Source organism: Mariniflexile sp. HMF6888, assembly GCF_044335535.1.
Lineage (GTDB): Bacteria > Bacteroidota > Bacteroidia > Flavobacteriales > Flavobacteriaceae > Mariniflexile.
Window position 1 is genome coordinate 105,029 of record NZ_JBIQVZ010000002.1, and the last position, 26,736, is coordinate 131,764.

25 protein-coding genes are annotated in these 26,736 nt (G+C 32.7%); 17 read left to right on the forward strand and 8 right to left on the reverse strand.

What is annotated here, in order from left to right:
- Positions 1-5: 5 nt before the first annotated feature.
- Complete coding sequence (locus ACGLWY_RS05750) at positions 6-347, forward strand: VOC family protein (protein ID WP_396618722.1); 342 nt, start codon at positions 6-8, stop codon at positions 345-347.
- A gap of 53 nt (positions 348-400) precedes the next feature.
- On the opposite strand, the gene ACGLWY_RS05755 is transcribed toward ACGLWY_RS05750, so the two are convergent.
- The 3 genes from ACGLWY_RS05755 to ACGLWY_RS05765 all read right to left on the reverse strand — a co-directional run bounded on the left by ACGLWY_RS05755 (position 401) and on the right by ACGLWY_RS05765 (position 2,819).
- Positions 401-1,237, reverse strand: coding sequence for a flagellar motor protein MotB (locus ACGLWY_RS05755; RefSeq protein WP_396618723.1), 837 nt, complete (start codon positions 1,235-1,237; stop codon positions 401-403).
- Positions 1,238-1,334: 97 nt separating this feature from the next.
- Positions 1,335-2,348: a glycosyltransferase family 2 protein gene (locus ACGLWY_RS05760; protein WP_396618724.1), complete on the reverse strand. Its 1,014-nt coding sequence runs from the start codon at positions 2,346-2,348 to the stop codon at positions 1,335-1,337.
- 24 nt (positions 2,349-2,372) lie between these two features.
- Positions 2,373-2,819 carry a type I restriction enzyme HsdR N-terminal domain-containing protein gene (locus ACGLWY_RS05765; RefSeq protein ID WP_396619263.1) on the reverse strand — a complete coding sequence of 149 codons (447 nt, stop codon included), beginning with the start codon at positions 2,817-2,819 and terminating at the stop codon, positions 2,373-2,375.
- Positions 2,820-2,924: 105 nt separating this feature from the next.
- Between ACGLWY_RS05765 and holA the strand changes: the two genes are divergently transcribed.
- Positions 2,925-3,929: a DNA polymerase III subunit delta gene (gene holA, locus ACGLWY_RS05770; RefSeq protein WP_396618725.1), complete on the forward strand. Its 1,005-nt coding sequence runs from the start codon at positions 2,925-2,927 to the stop codon at positions 3,927-3,929.
- Between the two features lie 306 nt (positions 3,930-4,235).
- Positions 4,236-5,120: a hypothetical protein gene (locus ACGLWY_RS05775; RefSeq protein WP_396618726.1), complete on the forward strand. Its 885-nt coding sequence runs from the start codon at positions 4,236-4,238 to the stop codon at positions 5,118-5,120.
- Here the strand turns inward: ACGLWY_RS05775 and ACGLWY_RS05780 are convergent.
- Together ACGLWY_RS05780 and ACGLWY_RS05785 are read right to left on the reverse strand one after the other, a co-directional pair.
- Complete coding sequence (locus ACGLWY_RS05780) at positions 5,113-6,309, reverse strand: DUF418 domain-containing protein (RefSeq protein ID WP_396618727.1); 1,197 nt, start codon at positions 6,307-6,309, stop codon at positions 5,113-5,115. The two genes, ACGLWY_RS05775 and ACGLWY_RS05780, sit on opposite strands and share 8 nt — an antisense overlap.
- A gap of 27 nt (positions 6,310-6,336) precedes the next feature.
- Positions 6,337-7,830 (reverse strand): YfcC family protein, encoded by a 1,494-nt coding sequence (locus tag ACGLWY_RS05785; RefSeq protein ID WP_396618728.1) that lies wholly within the window; start codon positions 7,828-7,830, stop codon positions 6,337-6,339.
- A 63-nt stretch (positions 7,831-7,893) separates the two neighbouring features.
- Between ACGLWY_RS05785 and ACGLWY_RS05790 the strand changes: the two genes are divergently transcribed.
- The 9 genes from ACGLWY_RS05790 to ACGLWY_RS05830 all read left to right on the forward strand — a co-directional run bounded on the left by ACGLWY_RS05790 (position 7,894) and on the right by ACGLWY_RS05830 (position 18,672).
- Positions 7,894-8,559, forward strand: a complete 666-nt coding sequence (locus ACGLWY_RS05790) for a uracil-DNA glycosylase (protein ID WP_396618729.1) — start codon at positions 7,894-7,896, stop codon at positions 8,557-8,559.
- A 428-nt stretch (positions 8,560-8,987) separates the two neighbouring features.
- On the forward strand, positions 8,988-9,827 hold the full coding sequence (locus tag ACGLWY_RS05795) for a 1,4-dihydroxy-2-naphthoyl-CoA synthase (protein WP_396619264.1): 840 nt from the start codon (positions 8,988-8,990) through the stop codon (positions 9,825-9,827).
- A gap of 1 nt (position 9,828) precedes the next feature.
- Positions 9,829-10,731: a 1,4-dihydroxy-2-naphthoate octaprenyltransferase gene (gene menA / locus ACGLWY_RS05800; RefSeq protein ID WP_396618730.1), complete on the forward strand. Its 903-nt coding sequence runs from the start codon at positions 9,829-9,831 to the stop codon at positions 10,729-10,731.
- Positions 10,732-10,751: 20 nt separating this feature from the next.
- A complete protein-coding gene (locus tag ACGLWY_RS05805; protein ID WP_396618731.1) occupies positions 10,752-12,242 on the forward strand; it encodes a hypothetical protein in 1,491 nt (496 codons plus the stop codon).
- Positions 12,243-12,253: 11 nt separating this feature from the next.
- Entirely contained in the window at positions 12,254-12,931 is a 678-nt protein-coding gene (locus ACGLWY_RS05810; RefSeq protein ID WP_396618732.1) for a metal-dependent hydrolase, read from the forward strand.
- On the forward strand, positions 12,932-13,969 hold the full coding sequence (locus ACGLWY_RS05815; protein ID WP_396618733.1) for an o-succinylbenzoate synthase: 1,038 nt from the start codon (positions 12,932-12,934) through the stop codon (positions 13,967-13,969).
- A gap of 2 nt (positions 13,970-13,971) precedes the next feature.
- On the forward strand, positions 13,972-15,156 hold the full coding sequence (locus ACGLWY_RS05820; RefSeq protein ID WP_396618734.1) for a type II CAAX prenyl endopeptidase Rce1 family protein: 1,185 nt from the start codon (positions 13,972-13,974) through the stop codon (positions 15,154-15,156).
- Entirely contained in the window at positions 15,146-16,243 is a 1,098-nt protein-coding gene (locus tag ACGLWY_RS05825; RefSeq protein WP_396618735.1) for an AMP-binding protein, read from the forward strand. The genes ACGLWY_RS05820 and ACGLWY_RS05825 overlap by 11 nt, the downstream gene beginning before the upstream one ends.
- A 101-nt stretch (positions 16,244-16,344) precedes the next feature.
- Complete coding sequence (locus ACGLWY_RS05830) at positions 16,345-18,672, forward strand: von Willebrand factor type A domain-containing protein (RefSeq protein WP_396618736.1); 2,328 nt, start codon at positions 16,345-16,347, stop codon at positions 18,670-18,672.
- 141 nt (positions 18,673-18,813) lie between these two features.
- On the opposite strand, the gene ACGLWY_RS05835 is transcribed toward ACGLWY_RS05830, so the two are convergent.
- Together ACGLWY_RS05835 and ACGLWY_RS05840 are read right to left on the reverse strand one after the other, a co-directional pair.
- Positions 18,814-19,236, reverse strand: a complete 423-nt coding sequence (locus ACGLWY_RS05835; RefSeq protein ID WP_396618737.1) for a DoxX family protein — start codon at positions 19,234-19,236, stop codon at positions 18,814-18,816.
- Between the two features lie 58 nt (positions 19,237-19,294).
- Positions 19,295-20,923, reverse strand: a complete 1,629-nt coding sequence (locus ACGLWY_RS05840; protein ID WP_396618738.1) for an acyl-CoA carboxylase subunit beta — start codon at positions 20,921-20,923, stop codon at positions 19,295-19,297.
- 234 nt (positions 20,924-21,157) lie between these two features.
- On the opposite strand from ACGLWY_RS05840, the gene ACGLWY_RS05845 reads away from it, so the two are divergent.
- The 5 genes from ACGLWY_RS05845 (at position 21,158) to ACGLWY_RS05865 (ending at position 24,623) form a co-directional block, all read left to right on the forward strand.
- Positions 21,158-21,688 (forward strand): NADPH-dependent FMN reductase, encoded by a 531-nt coding sequence (locus ACGLWY_RS05845; protein ID WP_396618739.1) that lies wholly within the window; start codon positions 21,158-21,160, stop codon positions 21,686-21,688.
- A gap of 1 nt (position 21,689) precedes the next feature.
- The gene (locus ACGLWY_RS05850; protein WP_396618740.1) at positions 21,690-21,974 is read left to right on the forward strand and encodes a GNAT family N-acetyltransferase; all 285 of its coding nucleotides are present in this window, start codon (positions 21,690-21,692) and stop codon (positions 21,972-21,974) included.
- Positions 21,975-21,986: 12 nt separating this feature from the next.
- On the forward strand, positions 21,987-22,424 hold the full coding sequence (locus ACGLWY_RS05855) for a MarR family winged helix-turn-helix transcriptional regulator (RefSeq protein ID WP_396618741.1): 438 nt from the start codon (positions 21,987-21,989) through the stop codon (positions 22,422-22,424).
- 97 nt (positions 22,425-22,521) lie between these two features.
- Positions 22,522-23,244, forward strand: coding sequence for a pirin family protein (locus tag ACGLWY_RS05860; RefSeq protein WP_396618742.1), 723 nt, complete (start codon positions 22,522-22,524; stop codon positions 23,242-23,244).
- A 218-nt stretch (positions 23,245-23,462) separates the two neighbouring features.
- Entirely contained in the window at positions 23,463-24,623 is a 1,161-nt protein-coding gene (locus ACGLWY_RS05865; protein WP_396618743.1) for an OmpA family protein, read from the forward strand.
- A 265-nt stretch (positions 24,624-24,888) separates the two neighbouring features.
- On the opposite strand, the gene ACGLWY_RS05870 is transcribed toward ACGLWY_RS05865, so the two are convergent.
- On the reverse strand, positions 24,889-26,529 hold the full coding sequence (locus ACGLWY_RS05870; RefSeq protein ID WP_396618744.1) for a glycoside hydrolase family 10 protein: 1,641 nt from the start codon (positions 26,527-26,529) through the stop codon (positions 24,889-24,891).
- Between the last annotated feature and the right edge of the window lie 207 nt (positions 26,530-26,736).

The window sequence follows — 26,736 nt, forward strand, 5'->3', positions numbered from 1 at the left end:
TAGAAATGAAAAACAATCAAATAAATTATATTGAATTCAAAGCTGCTGATCTTGAAGAAATCAAAATGTTTTATAGCAAATGTTTTAATTGGGTTTTTACAGATTATGGTCCTAGTTATATAGCCTTTTCTGAAAGTGGTTTAGATGGTGGATTTGAGAAATCTGACTTAAAAATCATGAATGGAGCATTAGTTGTTCTATATCATGAAGACTTAAATTTAGTTAAAAATAATATTATCCAATTTGGAGGTAACATATCAAAAGATATTTTTTCATTTCCAGGAGGGAGAAGGTTTCATTTTTTAGATCCTGCAGGTAACGAACTCGCTGTTTGGTCTGATAAATAAATAAGAAAGCCCAACCTTACAGTTGGGCTTTCTTATTTATTTTGAAATTCTAATTAGTTTTGAACAGAAAGGTTTTTCATTTCTTTTTCAACCATATCATAGAATTGATCAATTTTAGGAAGTACTACAATACGAGTACGTCTGTTTTTTGCTCTGTTTTCAGCAGTGTTGTTTTCTACTAAAGGCACATAATCAGCACGGCCAGCAGCAATTAACTGAGCAGGATTTACACCAAGTGTTTGTAATACTCTAATAATTGAAGTAGAACGTTTAACACTTAAATCCCAGTTATCTAATAATACACCACTAGCATAAGGCACATTATCTGTGTGACCTTCAACCATACATTCGAAATCCGGTTTGCTGTTTACTACTTTTGCAACTTTAGCAAGTACTTCTTTAGCTCTTGTAGTGACGTTGTAGCTACCGCTTTGGAATAATAATTTATCAGCAATAGAAATGAATACAACACCTTTTTCAACATTGATTTCGATATCTGGATCGTTGATACCTACTTCACGCTTTAAGCTGGTTACTACAGCAAGTGTAATACTGTCTTTTTTAGTTAAAGCATCTTGTAGACGTGTAATTTTCATATCTTTTTCTTTGATGCTTTCTAGAGTTTTCTCTATGTTGCTAGCACCTTTTGAAGATAATACTTGTAAGTTGTCATTGCTTTTTCTTAAATCGGCAACTTGTTCTTCTAAAGCAGTTGCTCTTGCTGTTGCAGAAGCTCTATCTTCTAAACAGGTGTTTAATTTAACTGTTGCAGAATTCAATAAATCTTGAGATTCTTTGTATTTCGCTTCAAGGTCTGTAAATTGTTTTTTAGAAACGCATGAGCTCAATAAAAACATCGTCGATAAGCTAAGTAATAAGATTTTCTTCATAATTATTTAAGGGTTTTATATTTCTCTAATATTTGTGCAAAAATATGTAAAAAAGAGCCGTTAATAGTATTTTAACAAAACTTTTGCAAACAATTTATCAATTTTTATAGTTTACATTGTTATTTACGAAATAATCTAAAACAATAGATGTCTTTTGGTAATACTCTATTTTGTTTTTTACTGATTTTCTTTGTCTTAAAAGCTGTTTCAAATGCATGTAAAAACTAAAATGCGCTTTTAAGATAGCTAGGGTATGTTTTTGTTTTATTTCTACCAAAAATTTAATCCCTGCAATGCCATCTAAAACCAAGCGTATAAAGATAATAAGAAAGATATTACCCTTTGCATTTTTGGTTAACGTATATAAGCTATTCCTAAAATTAAGAAAGGTCTTTTTTGGGTTGGCATTGTTAAGGGTAGCTCCTCCAACATGATAAATGGTAGATTGTCCAACATATTTAACAGCATAACCTAAGTTTTTTGCACGCCAGCACAAATCTATTTCTTCCATGTGGGCAAAAAACGCTTCGTCTAAGCCGTTCAGTTCGTTAAACACGTGTTTTCGAATAAACAAGCAAGCACCCGATGCCCAAAATATGTCTGTAGTGTCGTTGTACTGTCCTTTATCTTTTTCAATGGTATTGAAAATCCGACCTCTGCAATAGGGGTAACCATACTTATCTATAAATCCACCTGCAGCCCCTGCATATTCAAAGTAATCTCTCTTATTAAAATCTAATAATTTAGGCTGAATAATGGCTGTATTAAATTCGTTAGTAAAGGTTTCAATAATAGGTGATAGCCAATTTTCAGTAACTTCCACATCACTATTAAGGAGGCAGAAAATATCGGCTTCAATATGTTTTAATGCATCGTTATAGCCTTTTGCGTACCCACCATTTTCTTTATTCTGAATTACTTCAACTAATGGAAATGCTGTTTTTACAAAAATTACAGAATCATCGGTAGAAGCATTGTCTGCCACATAAACAGTAGCTTCTTTAGAATATTCTATTACGGAAGGTAAAAACTGTTCTAATAGTTTTTTACCGTTCCAGTTTAGTATAACAATGGCTATTTTTAATTCTGCCACAGCATCATTATTAATCATTCATTAAACATTATTAATTATTAATCATTCATTATAATTTGGAATGTCTTTTAAAAAATCATAGCGTTCGTTCTTAAAGTCCATTTGGCAATAATAATGATTTAATCCGTTAGTTACCATTAAATATCTAGCGCTCAGCACGCGATTGTATTGTGCTATTTGGTCGAATGTTTGTTGATTTATCGTAATTGATGGCGCCTTGCACTCTACAATCAAATGGATATGTCCGTCGGGATTAAAAACCACAATATCGTAACGCTTTTTTAAATCGTTAACAATCAGTTCTTTTTCGATATTTATTAAAGATTTCGGATATCCTTTTTCTTCAATTAAATATAAAACACAATGTTGGCGCACCCATTCTTCGGGTTGTAAAATCACAAATTTTTTGCGTATACAATCGAAAATAGAAATTTTATTTTCGCTATTTTTGAATCGAAACGGAAACTTTGGAAAATTAAGCTCTAGCAACATCGTTGTATTTAGTTTTCAAAGTTAAGCTTCAATAATCAAATACCAAATCTTGAAAAGTATAAATATTAGGTTTTGGAATTTATAATTTGAATTTTTTCAATTTTGGACGAAGTAAAACAATTAGTTACCGACATAAAAAACGGAAAGTTAAAACCCATTTATTTTTTAATGGGTGAAGAACCTTATTATATTGATAAAATTTCAGATTTTATTGAAGAGACTGTTTTAGCAGAGGAAGAGCGTGGATTTAACCAAATGGTATTGTATGGACGCGACGTTACTGTAGAAGACGTGGTTAGTAATGCCAAACGCTATCCTATGATGGCAGAATACCAAGTGATTATTGTAAAAGAAGCTCAAGATTTATCCCGTAGCATAGAAAAGTTGGCGGATTATGCAAAACAACCACAACCAACTACTATTTTAGTTTTTAATTACAAGTACAAAACCATTGATAAGCGTAAATCACTTTATAAAACGCTTCAAAAAAGTGGGGTCGTTTACGAAAGCAAAAAACTGTATGAGAATCAGGTTGCCGATTGGATTCGACGCGTTTTGTCTTCCAAAAATTACACCATTGCGCCAAAAGCAGCCCAAATGCTCGTAGAGTTTTTAGGAACCGATTTAAGTAAAATAAGCAATGAACTAGATAAACTTCAAATAATTTTACCAAAAGATACTCAAATTACGCCTGAGCATATCGAGGAAAATATTGGTATAAGCAAAGACTTTAATAATTTTGAATTGCGCCATGCCATTGGTGAAAGAAATGCGCTTAAAGCGTATAGAATTGTTAATTATTTTGCCGAAAACCCTAAAGACAATCCCATGGTTGTTACCGTGTCTTTATTGTTTAGTTTTTTTTCACAATTGCTTCATTTTCATGGTTTGAATGATAAATCGCCTCGACATGTTGCTGCGGCATTAAAAGTGAATCCGTATTTTGTTAATGACTATGTTACAGCTGCAAGAAATTACCCCATGAGGAAAGTGAGCGAGGTCGTTTCAACCCTTAGGGAGTTTGATGTTAAAAGCAAAGGTGTTGGTTCTAATGCGGTTCCGCAAGGTGATTTATTAAAAGAGTTATTGGTAAAAATATTATCTTAGTGTTTAAATAATTTAAATCATTAATGTTCGATTAAAGATTCAAGACCGTTTTGCTAAAAGAAAATAGACTAAATGACAACAAATCGATATTCATATATATGCCTGTTTTTAATACTCGCTAAGTAACTAAATTACTGCAAAAAGCTAAGCCTCATCAGTAATCTTTTTGAAAGGGCATTAATCTGATAAATAAAAAAAACCAATAAAAAATAACAGATGAAACATCCATAACTAAATGTATGTCAAATACAGGAATTATTATATGGATGTAACATCTGACAAATAAAAAACAATAAAAAATAACAGATGAAAACATATCAACTTTTATTGCTATTTGGTATTGTGGTTTTAATTTCTTGTAAAAAAAACAAAAAAGAAACCATAGTACAAGAACCTATTAAAACAGAAATAGTTTTAACCAAGCTATGGGAAACAGACACATTGCTTAAAACCTGTGAAGCAGTTAGATATAACAAAGAAAAAGGAGTTATTTATGTTTCCAATATAGGAAATGTGCCTCCTAGTGAAAAAGATGGGGATGGTAGTATGTCTATTATCAATCTTAAAGGAGAAATTGTTAATCAGAATTGGGTAACAGGAATAAACGCTCCTAAAGGCATCCATTTTTATAATGATAAACTGTATGTTACGGATATAGATGTCATTGTTAAAATAGATATGAAATCGGGTGCTATTGAAAAACAAATTGGTGTTGAAAATGCCATTTTTTTAAATGATTTGGATATAGACACTAATGGCGATGTTTATTTTACAGATTCTAGTGACAGCAAAGTTTACAAACTTGTAAATGATGAAGTCTCATTATGGTTGGATTTAGAAGACATGAACCCTAACGGCATACTTGTTGAAGAAGATCGAATTCTAGTAGTTTCATTTAGTAAAGGCGATTTTATAGCCATTGATAAAAACACCAAAGAACAAACGGTTATAGCAACAGGTATCGTTGGAGGTGATGGTATTGTACCAATTAAGGAAGGCTATTTGGTTTCCACATGGCCTGGTGAGCTGTTTTTTGTTGATAAAAACCATCAAGGTGAGACAGCTAGCAAAATATTAGATACTAAAGAAGAAAAACTTAACGCTGCCGATATTTCCATAATCTCAGAAGAAAACATCCTTTTAGTACCCACGTTTTTTGGAAATAAGGTGGTTGCTTATAAGATTAATTAGAAAAATTGCTATATACACTATAGCGTTTTGAAAATGCCCATGTTGCTTTATGCCATATAATTTCAAAAGGACCCCGCTCATAGGTTTTTAACCACCATTTACAAAAATACAATAAAAGGATTGTACAAAAAATTCCAATAAGTAAACTAAACGTAGCACCAGTATATTTATATAATCCTAAACCAAAGCCATAATAAATGGTTGATCCCATTATGGATTGTATAATATAGTTGGACAGACTCATTTTTCCCAATGGCGAAAAAATATTAAGCTTTTTGTTAAACTTAGGGATATTAAAAAGTAGCACAAATGAAGCTATTAAAATAAGCATAAAAGTAATGTTTGTCCAAGAGGTCTCAATTGTTTCTAAAGAAGTTCTAATAGCATCACTTGAAATTAAATTCAGAGTATTTTTTTTAATAAAGTAAAGGGGAACGAACAAAACGCTAGAAATAATAAGCACGTTGGTCCATGTTTTTTTGTTTTTATCAGACCAAATGAATACTTTTTTCCTTCCGGCTAGCATTCCAAACATAAATAGTGAAAGAATATGGAAAAAGCGTCCGTTTTCTAGAGACCAAAGCCATACGGCTTTCCTTCCATTAGTTAAGTTTCCAACAACGGTATCAAAGAAAGAGTCACTTTCAATATAGATACCCATTTTACCAAAATATTCCCAAGATTTTGGGTTGATAAATTTTTGTTCAGGGTTTTGAAGAGCTTTGAAGAGATGTAATAACTCTAAAGGTTGTAAAAGAAGAACGAATGCCATTACAAAAACAATTTTGGTGTTCAAATTTGTCACAGGAATTAAAAATAAACCTACAAAGGCATAAATAGATAAAATATCTCCCTGATAAAAAGAAGAGTTTATTAACCCGAAACAAAACAATAGTATTAAACGCCATAAAAAACGAAGTCTAAAATCTTTTCCTCTTTTTTCCTGATTACTTGTTTGGATATAAAAGGTGAGCCCGAAAAGAAAAGCGAAAATAGCATAAGATTTACCGCTAAAAAGGAAAAACATACTATCCCAAATAATAGTATCTAATCCTAACAGCCACTTTGGCGAATAATCAGGGGTATAATAAAAATCAAAATGTTCTAGGTTGTGAAGAAGCATTATTGAAGCTAATGCAAACCCTCTTAGGGCGTCAACCACATAAATTCTAGAATGGCCATTATTCATTAATGATAAAAAAGATAAATTAAAATGTTAAATATAAACAAATATGGTTAATATAAACATTGTAAAAATCAATAAAATGATAACCAATGGCATGACGAATTTCAGCCATTTATCATAGCCTACTTTTACAATGGCTAATGAGGCTAAAATTAATCCTGTTGGATTTATAAAAGCAAACAGGCCCATACCATATTGATAGGCATTTACTACCATTTCCCTGCCAATACCTACACCATCGGCTAATGGTGACATAATAGGCATAGTTAAAACTGCCATACCAGAAGATGACGGGATAAAAAAGGATAATCCGCCATAAATATAGAGCATGGCATTAATAAAGACACCTTTATTCATGCCATTTGTAGCATTACTTGCATAAAACAGTAGTGTATCACTTATTTGACCATCATTCATCAATACGGTAATACCTCGGGCTATTCCTATGATGATGGCAACACCAAGTAAATCGCTAGCGCCTTTAACAAATAGATCAACAAAGGTATATTCGTCAATTTTGGCTAAAAATCCAATCAGTACCGCACCTACTAAAAAAACAACCGTCATTTCTAAAAACCACCATTCTAATTGAGACACGCCATAAATCATGACAACAAAGCACATGACAAATACAAAGAGGATAAGTCGTAAACGGGTGGATAGTTTAACTGTGGAGTTTGTTGTATTGCCAAACATGGCTTCAATAGTTTCTTTTTGACTAAAAATAATAGATTTTGAAGGATCGTTTTTTACGCGTTGTGCATATCTAATGGTGTAAAGAATACAGATAAGTGTTCCTAAAACCAGCATAATAAAGCGCCCCGTTAATCCAGTAGTCCAATTAATACCAGCGGCATCAGAAGCAATAATAGCACTGAATGGATTGGTGGTTGAACACATGGTGCCAATAGACGACCCTAAATAGATACAGGCTAGTGCTACTATGGCATCATATTTCGCAGCCAGAAATATAGGGATGAGTATGGGATAAAAGGCTATGGTTTCTTCAGCTAACCCAAAAGTGGTGCCTCCAATGGCAATTAATACGGTTACCAATAGAATTAAAATAAATTCTTTGCCTTTTAATGTTTCGGCAAGCCAGGAAATGCCAGCATCAAAAGCACCTGTAAAATTCATTATCCCAATTAAACCTCCTATAAACAAAACCAGAAAAATAATGTCGGCAGCTTCAATAATACCTTTTATGGGCGATTGTATAAAAGCTATAAACCCTTGAGGTTTTGCTTCTACTTTGTGGTAGGTATTTGGGATGCCAATAGGTTTCCAAATATCACCATTAGTAAATTTCTCTACAGGAATTTTAATTTGTAAAACATCCAAAGTTTCTTGAGTAGCATCTAAAGTTTCCTTTTTTTCTAAACCTGTTCTTGTAAAGGTGTTTTCAGCTTTATTATAGGCTAAAGAATCAAATTTTCCTGAAGGAATGATCCAAGTTAAAATAGCCACCAAACCAGCAATGATAATGAGTATGGTTTGTGCTGTTGGGAATTTTAATTTTTTCAATCGTAAATTATTTTAATAAGACTAAAGATAGTATTATTTTAGTTCGATTTTAGATTTGTACCTATGAATGTTGATATACACGAAAGTTGGAAGCCTTACTTAAAAGCAGAGTTTGATAAGCCTTATTTTAAGGATTTGGTGAATTTTGTAAAAACAGAATATAGAAGTTATACTTGTTTTCCTCCAGGAAGTCAAGTTTTTAACGCCTTTAATCATTGCCATTTTGAAGATGTTAAAGTGGTTATTATAGGTCAAGACCCGTATCATGATGTTGGACAAGCCAATGGTTTGTGTTTTTCCGTAAATGATGGTATTAAACACCCACCATCATTAATTAACATTTTTAAAGAAATTGAAACAGATTTAGAAATTCCATATCCTAAAAGCGGAAATTTAATGAGATGGGCAGATCAAGGTGTATTATTATTAAATGCAACGCTTACAGTTAGGGCACATCAAGCAGGAAGCCATCAAAATAAAGGTTGGGAGTTATTTACGGATGCGGTAATAAAAACAATTAGCTATAAAAAAGAAAACGTGGTGTTTTTACTTTGGGGAGGATTTGCAAAGCAAAAAGCAAAGCTAATAGATGGTAAAAAACACAAGATATTAACATCAGGACACCCATCTCCACTTAGTGCAAATAGAGGGTACTGGTTTGGAAACAAACATTTTAGTAAAACTAACTTCCTGTTGGAGCAAGCGTTTCAGGCTCCTGTTCAATGGTAGTTCCAGCTTTAAGTACTAAAGGCATTTTTCTGATTTTTGTTCGTCTTACAGTTTTATTGCAGCTAAATTTTAACAATAAAAAATTAATAACTACTAAGGCAATAATTAAAAAAGTAATTTTCAATAACATAGGCTTTGGGGTTAATTAGTCGACAATATACAAAAAAAACAAGATAAAATGTTTTTTTGTCTCAACAAAAATTATTTTGGTTACAAAATTACTAAAAAAAAGACTACAAGCAAATAGGTACTTATACTTATTTGAATATTTAAAAAAACGTAGGTAATTTTTGTGTATTTGACAGTTTTTTAAGATTTTTTTTGATTAAAGTTTAGAGTCAAGATTAAAAAGGCAAGTAAATATTATTTTTTAATTTGAAACAAGTGTTTTAATGAAATAAAAATTAATTTTGAACAAAATAATAAAAATGGAGCAAGTTAATTGGAAAACTGTTAAAGAGTACGAAGACATTACTTATAAAAAATGTCATGGAGTAGCTCGTATTGCATTTAACAGACCAAATGTACGTAATGCCTTTAGACCAAAAACCACAAGCGAGTTATATGATGCTTTTTATGATGCCAATGAAGATGTAAATATAGGTGTCGTATTATTATCAGCCGAAGGGCCATCAACTAAAGACGGGGTTTGGAGTTTCTGTTCAGGTGGTGATCAAAAAGCCAGAGGGCATCAAGGGTATGTAGGTGAAGATGGTTACCATCGATTAAATATTTTAGAGGTCCAACGCCTAATTCGTTTTATGCCAAAAGCCGTCATTGCAGTGGTTCCTGGCTGGGCAGTTGGTGGCGGCCACAGTTTGCATGTGGTATGCGATTTAACCTTAGCAAGTAAAGAACATGCTATTTTTAAACAAACGGATGCCGATGTTACCAGTTTTGATGGTGGTTACGGGTCGGCTTATTTAGCAAAAATGGTGGGACAAAAAAGAGCTCGTGAGATTTTTTTCTTAGGAAGAAATTATTCCGCTCAAGAAGCTTTTGAAATGGGTATGGTTAATGCCGTTATTCCTCATAATGAATTGGAAGCAACTGCTTATGAGTGGGCGCAAGAGATACTGGCAAAATCGCCAACCTCAATAAAAATGTTGAAATTTGCTATGAATTTAACGGATGATGGTATGGTGGGGCAGCAAGTGTTTGCAGGCGAAGCTACCCGTTTAGCTTATATGACCGATGAAGCTGTAGAAGGGAGAAACGCTTTTCTTGAAAAACGTAAGCCTAATTTTGTAAAAAAATGGATTCCATAATATGAAGAATATCTCTATTTGGATTTCGACCATGCGTTTAAGAACGCTACCATTATCAATTTCAGGTATTATTTTAGCATCTTGTTTTGCTGTATATAATGGTTGTTTTAATTGGTTAGTAGGTACTTTGGCTGTCTTAACAACCCTAAGTTTTCAAATTCTTTCGAACCTAGCCAACGATTATGGCGATGGTGTGAAAGGGACCGATAATAATGACCGCATTGGTCCAGATCGCGCTATTCAAACAGGTAAAATTTCTCCTGATGAAATGTTTAATGCCATAAAAATAAACGTGCTAATTTCTATTGCTTTAGCATTTTTTCTAATTTTTACCGCATTTGGTGTAAAGCATTTTTTCTTAACTGTTGTTTTCTTTTTACTTGCTATAGCATCCGTTACGGCAGCCATAAAGTACACTGTTGGTAATGATGCTTATGGATATAAAGGTCTAGGAGATGTTTATGTTTTTGTGTTTTTTGGTTTAATAAGTGTTATAGGTTGTTACATATTATATGCAAAAACCATAGATCATGTGGTGTTTTTGCCAGCAATTACTATTGGTTTATTAAGCGCAGCTGTTTTAAACCTTAACAATATGCGTGATGTTGAATCGGATAAAAAATCGAATAAAATAACCTTGGTTGTTAAAATGGGTATTGAAAATGCTAAAATATACCATACAGTAATTATTGGTTTAGCTATCGTTCTATCGGGGTTATTCGGCATATTATATTTCACTTCATTCTATAATTTAATGTTTGTGGTGGCATATATTCCTTTAATTATTCACATAAAAAAAGTATTAAAAAATACAGATTCTAAATTATTAGATCCCGAATTGAAAAAAGTGGCTTTAACAACGGTGCTTTTAGCTATACTGATGGGGATAGGGCATTTGTTATAGAACTTCAATAAAATTAAGTCATGAAAAAAACATCAATTCTACTAGCATGTTTTGCTTTATTTATAGGCTTTTCCCAAAACAAAACAGCGCTTAAGGTTTTAGAAAGTCCAGAATTTCATGACGAAGTAAAATCAGGAGAAGTTCTTTCAATGCATACTTCTGAATCAGGTTTGATAGGTGTCGTTAGAAATAGTCGAGACCATTTGTTGTTTGATATTTTTAATGAATCATTAGGAAGAATTAAAAATGTTCAAATTGAAACAGACAGAAATGAAAATTATTGCGGCAATTTATCTTTTGATAATATTATAAAGATTTTTACTGTTTTTTCACCATCAAGAAAAGAACGCATTTTGTATTGTCACGAATTTAATATTAATGATGGTAGTCATAAAAAAACGGAACTTTTTAAAGCCGAGGCAGAAAAGAACCAACCTATCTTCTCTGGTAGCAACAAACGCCAAACAGGGTTTGCCATGTCTCCTAATGGAGCATATTTTGTTGTTTCAACAGATGACATAAAGAAAAATTCGAACTCATATACCGTTCGTGTGTATAACACAAAAGATTTAAGTTTGGTCTACACAAAAAAATATCAAGAAAATATTGAAAAGTTTTATGAACCAAATGATTTATCAATAGATGATAAAGCGAATGTTTACGCGCTGGGAAAATTATTTTTGGAAGGTAGGTCTCAAAAAAGGGGAGGCAAAGCGAATTACTATTTTGTTTTAAATAAACTAACAGCTTTAACATATAAAACCACAAAAGTCGAATTTAGCAATAATCTACATATCAGTTCTTTAATTATAACAAATCGAGAGAATAAAATACGCTTAATTGGTTTTTATTCTGAAGAAAACGTTAGAGGTATTAAAGGCGCATTATTTTTTAATGTAGATTCTGATAATATGACGATATCACAGAGCAAATCATTCAACTTACCAGAATCTGTTTATAAAGATTTATATACTGAAACCAAAGCAGACAGAAAAAAGGATGATGAATTATCTAACTTTTATGTAGATTATGTTATAAAAGATAATCTAGGGAATACTTATATTTTGGCTGAAGAATTTTTTGTAACTTATGTTTACGTTTCAAATGGTATGGGAGGTGGTTATACACAAGCGGTGTATCACTACAATACTGTTTTAGTTTTGAAACTCAACCCTAATGGTGATTTAGAATGGGGTAGAAGCATCTTTAAAAGAGATAAGTTTCCTTCTTATAATGCCTTTTTAAAAGATGGCGAATTACACGTTATTTTAAATTCTGGAAAAAATTTAACCGATAAAGAAGACGGAAGGGTCAAAGTTTCAAAGGGATGGTTTGAATCTACTTCGTTATATGACATTGTGTATAATTCCAACGGCGATGTGATTTATAATAAGATTCAGGATAACAAAAATAATACTTATTATTTGCCTTTTTATGGTATCTTTAGTGACGAACGTTTTATTACCATTAGTAGTGGAGTAGAAAAAAAGCAATTCTTAATTTTAGAATAACTAATTATAGTATGAAAATCACATTTTACGGTCACGCTAGTTTAGGCATACAAGTTAATGACGTAAATATTCTTGTAGACCCTTTTATTTCGGCAAATCCCAAAGCATCTCATATAAATATCGATGCACTTAAAGCAGATTATATTTTATTAACCCATGCACATCAAGATCATATTGTAGATGTGGAAGCGGTAGCAAAACGGACCAATGCTATAATTGTATCTAATTTTGAAATTGTGTCGCATTTTGAAGCTTTAGGTCTGGAAGGACATCCAATGAACCTTGGAGGAAGTTGGGATTTTGAATTTGGAACCGTAAAATACGTCAATGCCATTCACACGTCATCGTTTCCCGATGGCAAATATGGTGGTCAGCCCGGAGGTTTTGTTATTGAAGGTGAACATAAAAACATTTATATAGCTGGAGATACAGCTCTAACCTCCGATATGAAATTAATTCCCATGAGAACGGATTTAGATCTCGCCATTTTCCCTATAGGCGATAATTTTACTATGGGAATCGATGATGCCATTATTGCAAGCGATTTTGTAAAATGTGATAAGGTTTTAGGTTATCATTTTGATACCTTTGGCTATATTGAAATAGACCACGAGGAAGCTAAACGTAAATTTTTTGATAAAGGCAAAGATTTGATGCTTTTGGAAATTGGTGAAAGCATAGAACTATAGATGATACTTGCATCATACAAAAAACATATTTTAAACTTTAAACAAGCCAGTGGGACTTCTCGAGGTATTCTTAAAACCAAGGAAACCTGGTTTATCCTTTTAAATTCCGGCGAAAAACAAGGTATTGGTGAATGTGGTGTTTTTAGAGGATTGTCGGTTGATGATAGAACCGATTATGAAGAGAAACTACAATGGGTTTGTGAAAATATCTCTTTAGGATTAGAAACTTTATTGGTTGAATTAATCGAGTTTCCAAGCATTCAATTTGGTCTGGAAATGGCTTTTAAATCTTTAGAAAGCAAAAATACATTTGAATTATTTCCTTCAAAATTCACACAAAGTCAAGATTCAATTGCTATAAATGGATTGATTTGGATGGGTTCTGAAGCATTTATGAAACAACAAATTCAAGATAAAATCGATAGTGGTTTCAATTGCATAAAAATGAAAATTGGCGCAATCGATTTTCAAACGGAAATCAATCTTTTAAAATCAATCAGAAAAGAATTCACTCCAAAAGACATGGAACTTCGGGTAGATGCCAATGGTGCTTTTACGCCTTCAGAAGCTTTAGAAAAACTAAAAACACTATCAGATTTAGATATCCACTCCATAGAACAACCCATAAAACAAGGGCAAGTTGAAGCTATGGCAACACTTTGTGCACAAACACCGTTGCCCATTGCTTTAGATGAAGAATTAATAGGCGTGTTTACTGTAACAGAAAAGAGAAAGTTGCTACAAACCATAAACCCACAATATATTATTTTAAAACCAAGTTTAGTTGGTGGTTTTCAAGGGTGTGATGCGTGGATTGAAATTGCAGAACAAAACCAAATAGGGTGGTGGATTACCAGTGCTTTAGAAAGTAATGTAGGGTTGAATGCTATAGCGCAATACACCTATACAAAACAAAATAAACTACCACAAGGTTTGGGTACGGGCGGTTTATTTACCAACAATTTTGATTGCCCATTACAAGTAAAAAACGGTACTTTACGGTACAATAATAAAATAGATTGGAACTTTAATTTATAGATATGTATATAGCTCAGGCATTTAATGTATTACACGATTGGTGGCGGTATTTAGTAGGACTTGTGATTGTTGTTATTGCTGTAATAATAGGTCAGATTCCTTTTACCGCAGCGGTCATGTTAAAAGCTGTTAGGAATGGGGATAATTTATTAGGAATGGATGAAACGAAAATGATGACGCTCTTGGAACCAAATCTAAATCTATTTTTAATGTTACTGTCATTTGCTGTTGGTTTATTAGGGTTATTATTAGTTGTTAAATACATGCATAATCAATCGTTTACCAGTTTAACTACATCAAGAAAAAAGATTGATTGGAAACGCTTTTGGTTCATATTTTTTGTTTGGGGCATTATTTCAAGTGGTTTAGTGATAGTCGATTATTTTATGTCTCCGGAAGATTATATGATAAACTTTAAACTCATACCATTTTTAATACTATGTGTTATTGCCATTATTTTTGTGCCACTCCAAACAAGTTTTGAAGAGTATTTATTTAGAGGGTATTTGATGCAGGGAATTGGAGTTTCTAGTATTAAAAAGGAATTTCCTTTTATATTAATATATACTATAGCTTCAATTTTAGGATTTATTTATTTGAATAGTTTATTTTCGTTTGGAGTGTTTTTAAGCTTACTGATTTTTATAGGTTTATCTATAATTTTAATGCTAATTCTTAATTATAAATTATTTGATAATTTTTTTAATTCAAACACTTATTTTGTATTAATCAAGATTTTTAAAAGAAATTCAACACCACTAATCATAACATCATTAGTTTTCGGGTTATTACATATAGCAAATCCAGAAGTAGATAGATTAGGATCTGTAATTATGATTTATTACATAGGAACGGGTTTGTTTTTAGGAATTATGACTTTAATGGATGAAGGCATGGAACTAGCTTTAGGTTTTCATGCAGCTAATAATTTATTTACGGCTCTTTTAGTAACTGCAGATTGGACTGCTTTTCAAACGCATTCTGTTTTAAAAGATATGTCAGACCCAACAGAAATGGGTTTTACTGAAATTTTTATGCCCGTTTTTATTGTATTCCCCATACTACTTTTTATTTTGGCTAAAATATACAAATGGACCAATTGGAAAGAAAAACTATTCGGAAGCGTAGTTGAACCATTAAAAGAAGATAGTTTAATTTTAGAAGATAGCCATTCAAGTGATAACTAGTTTTAAATTCATTCACGAAAAATTCAAATTAAATGGAGTTCATTATTCCAATGAAGCCCTTTTGCGTGTTGCCTCTAATTTTATAAAAGAAGGTGAGCCATACGAAAAAGAAGTTGGCAAGTTTTTACAATATTGGTTAGATGAAAATGAGTTTATGGAAGTCAATACCTCTGGCTCAACAGGAACACCAAAATCCATAAAAATAAAGAAACAAGCTATGGTTAATTCAGCCTTAGCAACAGGTGAATTCTTTGATTTAAAACCAAGTGACAAAGCATTGCATTGTTTGCCGACATGGTTTATTGCAGGAAAAATGATGTTGGTTAGAGCGATGGTTCTAGGTTTGGAATTAGACTTGGAAGCACCAACAGCCCATCCAGATTTTAATATTTATAGAGCATATAACTTTTGTGCCATGGTTCCGCTGCAACTTGATAACATCTTAAAGGATTTTAATCTTATTAAAACCATTATTGTGGGAGGGGCTCCAGTTTCAACGGCATTAATAGAAAAACTTCAAGGCATCGATTCCCATGTTTATGAAAGCTATGGCATGACAGAAACAGTTACCCATATCGCACTTAAAAAACTAAACAATCTACCGCCATCGCTAAGAGGCAAGGCGAAGCAATCTGCGGAATCTTTCAAAACACTTCCAAACATTAGCATTTCAAAAGATGAAAGAGGTTGTTTGGTCATTGATGCACCAAAACTTTCAGAAGAAAAAATAATAACCAATGATATCGTAGAAGTCTATTCTGAAACCGAGTTTAAATGGCTGGGACGTATAGATAATGTGATTAATTCAGGCGGATTGAAATTTTTCCCAGAACAAATAGAAGCCAAACTTCAAGATAAAATACAAGCACGTTTTTTTATTGCTTCAAAACCCCACGATACGCTAGGGGAACAACTTATTTTACTTATAGAAGGTGATATAGAATCAATGGATCCTTCTGCCTTTTCAAGCTTAAAAAGAAACGAAAGACCTAAAAACATTTTTACCTTAAAGCAATTTGCTGAGACTGCTTCCGGTAAAGTTCAACGTAAAAAAACAGTGGCGTTAATAAGCCATAATTGGAGTTAATAAACTTTAGTTAACTCACTCAAAAGTACACTTCCCTCATTGGTGGTTTTATTGTAAAGTGATTGGGTTTAGTTTTATGCTAAACTTTAAAATCGACTACAATGAAAGCACTATTAAAAATCATTTTTGTGTTGACAATTTCAATGCAAATACAGGCACAGGAACGACTAATTACGGGTAAAGTAACAGCAGCAGATGATGATTCGCCCATTCCAGGAGTAACTATTGTAATAAAAGGAACATCTACAGGTGTAACAACAAATTTTGATGGGTTATACCAAATTAAAGCGAACAGTACAGATGTTTTAGTGTTTTCATTTATTGGTTATAAAACTGAAGAAAAGCTAGTTGGGAAACTAAATACCATTTCGGTAGCACTACAAGCAGATGTTTCACGCTTAGAAGAAGTGGTAGTTGTTGGCTATGGAACACAAAGAAGTCGCCATGTAACTGGATCTGTAACACATGTTTCTGCATCTCAAATTAAAAAAAGCAAGCAAAAGGCCTATCATAATAAATTGGCAAACCAAATGCAATATCATTCGGTTTCTAATTCACTGCAGGGTAAAATTGCAGGTGTTGCTATTACAAATGGTACAGGGAATACCGGTTCAAACACGCATATAGTTATACGAGGGACTTCAGCCATCTCTAAAAACAGCGAACCGTTAGTGGTTGTAGATGGTAAAATAATGCCTTATAATACAGTAGAATCTATAAACCCGAAGCAAATAAATGACATAACGGTACTTAAAGATTCTAATGCAACGGCTATTTACGGAAATAGGGCTAATAATGGTGTTATTATAATTTCAACAAAAAATAATGATGATACATCAAAAGAACCATTATACATTGTTGATGGTGTTCCTATTAAGAAAGAGCATAATTACATTATTAAAAACCTTCCTGAATCTGATATAGAAAATAAAACAAGCTACGGAAAAGCCGAGGCTAAAGATAAGTTTGGTAAAATAGCAAAAGATGGATGTGTGGTCATTACAACACATCAAGGAAATTTTAGATTAAACAATCAAGAAAGTTATGCTGTAATTGAGGAGAATGCATTTGAAAGAACCTCGCTTGCTCCACTTTCAACATTTTCAATTGATGTTGATAAAGCGTCATACAGTAATATTAGACGTATGATTAACAATGGAATAGCTATTGATCCAGACGCGGTTAAAATTGAAGAAATGATTAACTATTTTGATTATAACTATCCACAACCAACAGGTGAACACCCATTTTCAATTAATACTGAAGTCGCTGAAACACCTTGGAACAATACGACTAAAATTGTTAAAATTGGCTTACAAGGAAAAACCTATGACAATGAAGAATTACCAGCCTCGAATCTAACTTTTTTAATAGATGTGTCTGGATCTATGAGTACGCAAAACAAGTTACCGTTGCTAAAATCGGCTTTTAAGTTATTGGTAAATCAGTTAAGAGACCAAGACAAAGTATCTATTGTAGTGTATGCAGGTGCAGCGGGCGTTGTATTAGAACCAACTTCAGGAAAACATAAAGAGAAAATTATAAGTGCTTTAGACAATTTGAACTCTGGCGGTTCAACCGCTGGTGGTGCAGGTATTTTACTGGCGTATAAATTAGCTGAAGAAAATTTTAAAAAGAATGGGAATAATAGAGTGATTTTGGCAACCGATGGCGATTTTAATGTTGGGGCTTCTAGCAATAAAGCGATGGAAACCTTAATAGAAGAAAAGCGTAAATCGGGTGTGTTTTTATCGGTTTTAGGCTTTGGTTATGGAAACTATAAAGATGCAAAATTGGAAATTTTAGCCGATAAAGGAAACGGAAACCATGCTTATATTGACACTATGCAAGAAGCGCAAAAGGTTTTTGGAAAGGAATTTGGAGGTACTTTATTTACCATTGCAAAAGACGTAAAAATTCAAATTGAATTCAACCCTAATAAAGTACAAGCATATAGATTGATTGGTTATGAAAACAGAATGCTAGAAGATGAAGATTTTATTGATGACACAAAAGATGCAGGTGAATTAGGCAGCGGACATACTGTTACTGCACTATACGAAGTGATTCCTGTTGGTGCAAGAAGCGATTATTTAAAAGATGTTTCCGATTTAAAATACACAAAACCGGAAGTGACTAAAGCGTATTCAGATGAATTGTTTACTGTGAAATTTCGCTACAAAAAACCAGATGGTGATAAAAGTATTGAAATGGTACATGTTCAAAAGGATGTGGTTTCAGAAGCTTCAAAAGACTTAGAATTTGCATCAGCAGTAGCGTTGTTTGGAATGCAATTGAGACATTCTAAATACCATAACAATTCAAAAATAGAAGATGTTATTATACTAGCAAAATCGGGCAGGGACAATGATAAAGATGGCTATAAATCAGAATTTATGCGATTGGTTTCTTCCTATCAAAATTTATAGATAAAAATAAGAGGCTAAAAAGTCCTTTAAATTTATTAAAACAAATCTAAAAGAGCTCGTTAAAATTTATACTGATTACCAGTAAGTTAAAATATTTTGACAAGTTATATGACATAGAGCTAGACTTTTTAGCCTCCTTTTTTATTGCTGCATTTTAAAATAATAATCTAAAGAATGCTTTCCAGAGCCATACAATAAAAAGAATGCACTTATTAATAAAATTACAATGGCTAAAATTAAATTGTTAGCATGCATTTCTCCAACAAAATTTATTAGTATTGCCCCAATTAAAATAGGTAACTGTGCAATTATTGCCCATCGTGTTAGTAAACCAAAGGCAATTAAAATACCTCCAATAAAATGTGCAGGAGCAACATAGTGTACAACGATCATACCTCCAACCATATTTTCCATTGGTTTAAAAAGTTGTAAAAGCATCATACTGTCGGCCATAAAGCTAATTCCTTTAATAAAAAGGAATATGCCCAAAGCAACACGGAGCAAATCAAGCGGGAAATAGGTATGCCCATTCGCCCACTTATTGAGTGTTTTTATTGTTTCCATGATTGAAATTGTTGATTTTCAATACAAAAGATACAAAATTATAATGAGAAGTTAAAATTTAAACCTGTAAAACACCCAAATTGAATGGCTTTTCAATAGGAGCGTGGTTAGCAGCTTCTATACCCATACTAATCCATTTTCGGGTATCCAAGGGATCTATAATGGCATCTGTCCAAATGCGTGATGCAGCGTAATATGGAGAAACTTGCGCATCATAGCGGTCTTTTATTTTATTGTAAAGTTCGTCTTCTTTTTCTTTTGTGATTTTTTCTCCTTGTTTTTCTAAAGAGGCTTTTTCTATTTGAAGCAGTACTTTGGCTGCTGAGTTACCGCTCATTACAGCAAGCTCTGCACTTGGCCATGATACAATCAATCTTGGGTCGTATGCCTTTCCACACATAGCATAATTACCGGCACCATAACTATTGCCTATAATTACTGTAAATTTAGGTACTACGGAGTTACTAACGGCATTCACCATTTTTGCACCATCTTTTATAATGCCTCCATGCTCACTTTTGCTGCCCACCATAAAACCAGTAACATCTTGTAAAAACACTAAAGGAATTTTTTTCTGATTGCAATTAGCAATAAAACGGGTCGCTTTATCGGCACTGTCGTTATAAATAACACCTCCAAATTGCATTTCGCCTTGTTTGGTTTTAACTAATTTTCGTTGGTTAGCCACAATACCAACTGCCCAACCATCTATTCTGGCGTAACAGGTAATGATGGTTTTTCCATATCCTGCTTTATATTCGTCAAATTCGGAATTATCAACCAATCGCTTGATAATCCCATGCATATCATATTGATCTGTTCTTGATTTCGGCATGATGCCATAAATATCTTCGGGCTTTTCTTTAGGTTTTTTAGAGGCTATTCGGTTATAACCTGCTTTATCATAATCACCAATTTTTCCAATGATACTCTTTATGGTATCTAAAGCATCTTTATCATCTTTGGCCTTATAGTCGGTTACCCCAGAAATTTCACAATGTGTAGTAGCACCACCAAGCGTTTCATTATCAATCGTTTCTCCAATAGCTGCTTTTACTAAATAACTACCAGCTAAAAAGATGCTTCCCGTTTTGTCGACAATTAAGGCTTCGTCGCTCATAATAGGTAAGTAGGCACCACCAGCAACACAGCTTCCCATAACTGCAGCTATTTGGGTAATACCCATACTGCTCATTATGGCATTGTTTCTAAAAATACGCCCGAAATGCTCTTTGTCTGGGAAAATCTCGTCTTGTAAAGGCAAATACACCCCGGCACTATCTACTAAATAGATGATAGGCAACTTATTTTCAATAGCAATTTCTTGGGCTCTTAAATTCTTTTTTGCTGTAATAGGAAACCAAGCACCTGCTTTAACGGTGGCATCGTTGGCAACGACAATGCATTGTTTTCCATTAACATAACCAATTTTCACAACAACACCAGCTGAAGGACAACCGCCATGGGATTCGTACATGCCTTCTCCTGCAAAAGCAGCAATTTCAATAGATTTCGAGTTACTGTCCAATAAATAATTTATGCGTTCGTGTGCCGTCATTTTTCCTTTGGCACGATGTTTTTCAATATTACTTTTTCCGCCTCCTAAATGTACTTTAGCTAGACGTTTGTTAAGTTCTGATACTAATAGTTTATTGTAATCTTCGTTTTTGTTGAAGTTTAAATCCATTGACATTTTGTTTGAAGCTAAAATACAAAAGTTTCAATTACGGAATAACGAATGTTAATGTTTTATTAAATTATATTACATGGAAATAGTTTCCTTGGAAACTAAATTGTTTTACATTACATTTGTATCAACAAAAAGATAATTACATGAAACGCCTATGATAATGGCATTCATATACTAGGATGATTATTCAGGGTAATCCGTGTAACCAAATTAAAACAAAAATACAAACAGATGAAAAAAATCATAGTCTTTGCGGGTACAAATAGTAGAGAATCAATAAATAAAAAATTAGCAACTTATGCTTCAGGTTTTGTAGATAATGTTTCCATAGATATTTTAGACTTAAATGATTTTGAAATGCCCTTATTTGGTGTTGATTTGGAAAAAGAGAAAGGTATTCCTGAAAACGCACATAAGTTTTTAGATTTAATAAAAGCTTCAGATGGTATTATAGTATCATTGGCAGAACATAATGGAGCTTATTCAACTGCCTTTAAAAATATATTTGACTGGATGTCCAGAATTGATGGTAAGCTTTGGAACAACAAACCCATGTTGTTGATGGCAACATCACCGGGAGCTAGGGGCGGTGCAAGTGTGTTGGAAATTGCAAAAAGTAGATTTCCGTTTATGGGAGGCAATATAGTATCGGAATTTTCATTACCAAGTTTTGGAGAGAATTTTAAAGAGGGTAAAATTGTGGATCCTGGACTTTATTCAAGTTTGTTAAAGGCAATAACAGAATTTCGAAACAATTTATAAGATGGAAATAAAGCAAATAGACAATGGGAAAAAAGGGGCTTTTTATGTAGAAATTGATAATGTAAAGCTAGCAGAAATGACCTATTCACATGCTGAACCTAATAAAATTATAATAGACCATACCGAGGTGAGCGAAACACTAAAAGGACAAGGTGTGGGGTATAAATTGGTTGAGGCATCGGTAGATTATTTGCGAGCTAATAACTTAAAAGTAATTCCTTTATGTCCATTTGCTAATGCTGTTTTTAAGAAAAAATATAGTGAGTATGCAGATGTTTTAGTCTAAATAAGTTATAAAATGGGGGACATTAGTAAAGATATTAATTCAAAGTTTGCAAATAACAGAATTAAAGCGCTGTTAAACATTTTATATACAGCGAATTGGATTTCAAGTTACCAAAACGCTTTTTTTAAAACTTACGGAATATCTCCACAACAATACAACATTCTTAGAATATTAAAAGGAGCCGGAGAGCCTATAAATGTTCAGGTTGTTAAAGATAGAATGATTGAACGTTCACCAAACGCTACACGATTGATGGATAAACTATGTTCTAAAAACTATATTGAACGTTTAGCTTGCGACCATGATAGGCGCGTAGTTAAAATAACAATTACAAAAGAAGGAAATGCCCTTTTAGATGCCATTCCAGATGATTTAAACAAAGAATTATTAAAAAATTTAAGTGAAGAAGAAGCAGAACAATTAAGTAATCTGCTAGATAAAATGAGATAATTATTCCTGCGCAGGCAGGAATCTTATGAAAGTTATAGTAATTAATAAAAAGATTTCCGCCTTCGCGGAAATGAAAAAAAAAAGGAAGAATACATAAATGAAAACAATAATTCATAAAGCCGATAGTAGGGGATTTGCAAACCATGGTTGGTTACAGGCAAATCATTCGTTTAGTTTTGCAAATTACCATAATCCGGAAAAAGTGCATTTTGGTGCATTGCGCGTGTTGAATGATGACATTATTGCGCCAAAAATGGGTTTTGGAACACACCCGCACGATAATATGGAAATAATTACCATTCCGTTAAAAGGTGTTTTAAAACATAAAGACAATATGGGTGACGCATGGTTATCCGTGTTGCCAGGAGAAGTGCAGGTTATGAGTGCTGGTACTGGTGTACAACATTCCGAGATTAACGGGTCTGTAGACGAACATTTGAGTTTGTTCCAAATTTGGATATTTCCCAATAAGCAAAATGTAGCACCGCGATACGACCAAAAATCGTTTGATATCAATGAAAGAAAAAATAAACTTCAAACATTAGTAAGTTCTATAGATGAAAACCATGAAGGTAGTTTGAAAATCCATCAGGATGCCGTAATTTCTAGAATTGATTTAGACGAAAACACCTTGTTTGAATACAAACTTAAAAGTGAAAATCATGGAGTTTATATTATGACTATTAGCGGTAAAGTGTTGATTGATGACACTGTTTTAGAAACACGTGATGCAGCGGGTATTTCTGAAACGAAATCTTTTACGATTAAAGCAGAAGAAAGCTCTAGTTTGGTGTTTATTGAAGTGCCTATGGAATTTTAGCGATAGTTTAAGTTTTTATTAGCAAAAAGCATCCTTGTTTAGGGTGCTTTTTTTATATAATGGGAATTTCATTTTTAAGACAAGAATCCTGAAAGAATTTTATTATTAAAAACTGAATTAAATCGTGTTGTCGGTTATTTGTGCTATTCAAAGTAAATATTTTATGTAACCTTAAATGAAATTTACTTTCGCGTGAAATTTTTTACTCTCAAATTAAAATGACATTTAAAAAAGAAGTTTTATTAGTCTTTCTCATTGCTAATATTTTCACAATTAATTCTCAAATCCCAAAACTCACAAAAAAAGACTCTACGATTGTTAGTTCGTGGATTTTTGGAATAGGTTTTAATGTGGTTGATGATTCCGATGATAGATTCCATAAATTGTTTGATTTTAAAGATGGGTGGAATGCTGTTCCATTTCCTTCAAGACTAAGTATTGGAAAATATTTTAAAAGCGGGTTCGGACTTGAGGCAATTACTTCTTATAACAAATATAAGAAAGGTAAGATTGCTGATGGTTTGCCACTTACCAATGATAAAGATTATTATTCTATTGATTCCAGATTAAGTTACGATTTGAATAAAATTATTGGAGAAACAGGTTGGTTTGATCCGTATATTGGTGCAGGAGTTGGCTATACACATGCTAATGACATTTCCAAAGGTACCTATAATGGTGTATTAGGATTTAGAACATGGTTTTCCGACAGATTGGGATTGGATATAAACACATCGGGTAAATGGACCATGAATAATAATTATACAGATCATTTGCAACATGCTGTTGGTGTGGTATATAGATTCCATATTAAAAAGGAATTAACAGAAGAAGGAAAAGCTAAGTTAGAATTAATTAATGCAGAAAATGAAAAAACTAGAATTAATGATTCTATCATTGTTGTAAATAAAATGGCGGAAGAAGCTAGATTATTAAACGAAAGGCTAGAAAAGGAAAAGGAGGCCAAAAGACTTGCTGAGCTTGAAAAAGAAAAAACTGAACTTAGAAACAAAATACAAAACGAAATTGATAGCTTACAAGATATATATTTTGCTTTAAATTCACCTCATTTAACAGTTTCATCCAAAAACATTTTAACTAAATTGGTATCCATATTAAATAAGTATCCTAAATTATTGTTGGAAATAAGTTCACATACAGACTCAAGAGGCTCATCAATATATAATCAAAAACTTTCTGAACGAAGATTGAAAAGTGTGTTAGATTATTTATTTGATAATGGTATAGAAACCAGTAGAATTGAGGGAAGAGCTCATGGCGAAGAACAATTGGTTAATGAATGTGACGATAAAACAAAATGTTCTGAGGTTAAACATCAACAAAATAGAAGATCTGAAATTAAAATTATCAGTTATTAATTGGTAATGTTTGTTTGCTGATTAAATCATAGCATCGTTATGAAGAGAAGGAGGGAAATCGAGTGCAGCATCATATTTTGCAGATATTTTAGAGGTAGTATCTTATTAAGTGTGTAAAGTTTAAATATCGAGGGTTAAAACTCTCGATATTTTTTTGTTTAATTTTAAATCGTATTGTCTGTCCTGAAATATTATTTAAACAAGGGAAGTTTTAGTAAAAGTAGCGTTGGCAAAACTTCCATCTCTATAATAATATAAAAACTATTTAAATTGATTTTTTTATTAAAACATTAGGGTCATCAATATTTATTTGAATAACATCAATAACAGGGTTTATTACTAGCTCATTTACTTTTTTGTGCTTGATTCCAAACTTATTGGTTTCTATAAAATCACCTGCTTCATTATTGTTTTTATCTAAAGATGTAACTACAAATACTTTAGTGTTCATTTGTGTTTGGGTTAATGCCAATTCATTTCCTGCAACAATATCAAGTATTTTGGAACCATCATTCCTGTTCAAAATGGCTTCAGTAGCATTATCAAAGGCATAAACAACATACTTCACAGGCAAATCACCATCTGAAGCTGTTTCTGGCGTGTCCCATAAAATCTTTAAAGGTTCAAATCTAATGTTTGCCGGCTTTATAGGGCAGATACTATCTTTACCTAAGCCTAAAATGGGCGGTGCATACGATTTATATTTAAATTGCGTATTGTTCAAAGCACTATTTAGTTCCTTTAAATTATTTTTTATGCTAGTATAGCTATATGCAATTTGGCCAAAAGTAGCATCCATATGAGCCAGTCTATTTTGATCTATTTGGTTTTGAATTTCTGTGATGTCCCAAGGGTTTGTGTGGTGTGCCACTTTGTAATAACCCTGACTTACATATAGTTGTTTGCAATAAATTTTTGCTTGATCGTTCCACCATTTCGATAGTGAAATATAATCTTGGGCTTTTGTTATTTTCCAGTATAATTGTGGTGCTAGGTAATCTACTTTACCTGAATTTAACCAAGCAATGGGGTCGCAAAATAAAGCGTTGAATGAAGAAGTTCCACTAATGCCTGATGGTGTACCCGATTTCCAAATTCCAAATGGACTAACGCCAAATACGATATTTTTGTTTTTTGAGTTGTTAATGGTTTGTATGGCGTCATAAACCATTTCTATCATTAGATTTACATTATTTCTACGCCAATCTTCTATAGTGGCAATGCAGGTTGGATTATTATCTATATATGTTTGGGCATCTTGTGGAGTAGATTCCATACCAGAATACGGGTAGAAATAGTCATCAAAGTGGATGCCATCAATATCATATCTATTAGCAATATCTTGGACTACACTAACTATGTAATCTCTAACGGCGGGAAGTCCCGGATTTAACATTTTTAAAGATAATGCTTTATCGGTTTTATTTAATTTAGCTTGAAAAGTCCATGTTGGATGTAAATTTGCCACATTATTTGGGGCTAATACCATTGCAGGTGTTTGTTTAACTCTGTACGGATTTAACCAAGCGTGTAAATCCAGACCTCGTGCATGGGTCTCTGTAACCGCAAATTCCAAAGGATCCCATAATGGAACGGGAGCTTTTCCTTGTGTTCCCGTTAGCCAATAAGACCAAGGATCGATTGATGAGGCATATAAAGCATCACTTTCTGGACGTACCTGCAGGAAAATTGTATTGTAACCGTTAGCTTTAAGATTATCTAAAATTGTAATTAGTTCTTCCTGTTGTTCAGTGGGTGTTGCGTCGCGATTTGTTGGCCAAGACAGACTAGATATAGATGGCACAAAAACACCTCTTAAATCTGCTTTTGGAGTTGTAATTCCTTTACCGGTTTGTGCATGTATAGCAATAAAAAAAAACAGAAAATAAGGGACAAATATTTTCATCTGTTTATTATGTTTTTTGTTTTTTAATTGTCAGAAGGAATATCCTTTACAATCATCTTTGTGTGTGAATGCGATTCTCATAGGTGTTTCATATTAGCTATTTTTTGAAATCCTATAATTTCCAAGTTCAAGTTTTAAATGATTATATTCCTTCAACTTGTCTTCTATGGATTTATTATAAAATAACAAGTAAATTTAAATAATTTA

What these genes read in the sequence shown, in the direction of transcription:
- ACGLWY_RS05805 (WP_396618731.1), top strand. Translation starts at nt 10,752, where the DNA reads ATGAAAAAAACATCAATTCTACTAGCATGTTTTGCTTTATTTATAGGC.
- ACGLWY_RS05810 (WP_396618732.1), top strand. Translation starts at nt 12,254, where the DNA reads ATGAAAATCACATTTTACGGTCACGCTAGTTTAGGCATACAAGTTAAT.
- ACGLWY_RS05835 (WP_396618737.1), bottom strand. Translation starts at nt 19,236, where the DNA reads ATGGAAACAATAAAAACACTCAATAAGTGGGCGAATGGGCATACCTAT.
- ACGLWY_RS05790 (WP_396618729.1), top strand. Translation starts at nt 7,894, where the DNA reads ATGAATGTTGATATACACGAAAGTTGGAAGCCTTACTTAAAAGCAGAG.
- ACGLWY_RS05840 (WP_396618738.1), bottom strand. Translation starts at nt 20,923, where the DNA reads ATGGATTTAAACTTCAACAAAAACGAAGATTACAATAAACTATTAGTA.
- ACGLWY_RS05760 (WP_396618724.1), bottom strand. Translation starts at nt 2,348, where the DNA reads ATGATTAATAATGATGCTGTGGCAGAATTAAAAATAGCCATTGTTATA.
- ACGLWY_RS05815 (WP_396618733.1), top strand. Translation starts at nt 12,932, where the DNA reads ATGATACTTGCATCATACAAAAAACATATTTTAAACTTTAAACAAGCC.
- ACGLWY_RS05750 (WP_396618722.1), top strand. Translation starts at nt 6, where the DNA reads ATGAAAAACAATCAAATAAATTATATTGAATTCAAAGCTGCTGATCTT.
- ACGLWY_RS05780 (WP_396618727.1), bottom strand. Translation starts at nt 6,309, where the DNA reads ATGAATAATGGCCATTCTAGAATTTATGTGGTTGACGCCCTAAGAGGG.
- ACGLWY_RS05855 (WP_396618741.1), top strand. Translation starts at nt 21,987, where the DNA reads ATGGGGGACATTAGTAAAGATATTAATTCAAAGTTTGCAAATAACAGA.
- ACGLWY_RS05795 (WP_396619264.1), top strand. Translation starts at nt 8,988, where the DNA reads ATGGAGCAAGTTAATTGGAAAACTGTTAAAGAGTACGAAGACATTACT.
- ACGLWY_RS05820 (WP_396618734.1), top strand. Translation starts at nt 13,972, where the DNA reads ATGTATATAGCTCAGGCATTTAATGTATTACACGATTGGTGGCGGTAT.
- ACGLWY_RS05845 (WP_396618739.1), top strand. Translation starts at nt 21,158, where the DNA reads ATGAAAAAAATCATAGTCTTTGCGGGTACAAATAGTAGAGAATCAATA.
- ACGLWY_RS05755 (WP_396618723.1), bottom strand. Translation starts at nt 1,237, where the DNA reads ATGAAGAAAATCTTATTACTTAGCTTATCGACGATGTTTTTATTGAGC.
- ACGLWY_RS05850 (WP_396618740.1), top strand. Translation starts at nt 21,690, where the DNA reads ATGGAAATAAAGCAAATAGACAATGGGAAAAAAGGGGCTTTTTATGTA.
- menA (WP_396618730.1), top strand. Translation starts at nt 9,829, where the DNA reads ATGAAGAATATCTCTATTTGGATTTCGACCATGCGTTTAAGAACGCTA.
- ACGLWY_RS05870 (WP_396618744.1), bottom strand. Translation starts at nt 26,529, where the DNA reads ATGAAAATATTTGTCCCTTATTTTCTGTTTTTTTTTATTGCTATACAT.
- ACGLWY_RS05860 (WP_396618742.1), top strand. Translation starts at nt 22,522, where the DNA reads ATGAAAACAATAATTCATAAAGCCGATAGTAGGGGATTTGCAAACCAT.
- ACGLWY_RS05865 (WP_396618743.1), top strand. Translation starts at nt 23,463, where the DNA reads ATGACATTTAAAAAAGAAGTTTTATTAGTCTTTCTCATTGCTAATATT.
- ACGLWY_RS05830 (WP_396618736.1), top strand. Translation starts at nt 16,345, where the DNA reads ATGAAAGCACTATTAAAAATCATTTTTGTGTTGACAATTTCAATGCAA.
- ACGLWY_RS05775 (WP_396618726.1), top strand. Translation starts at nt 4,236, where the DNA reads ATGAAAACATATCAACTTTTATTGCTATTTGGTATTGTGGTTTTAATT.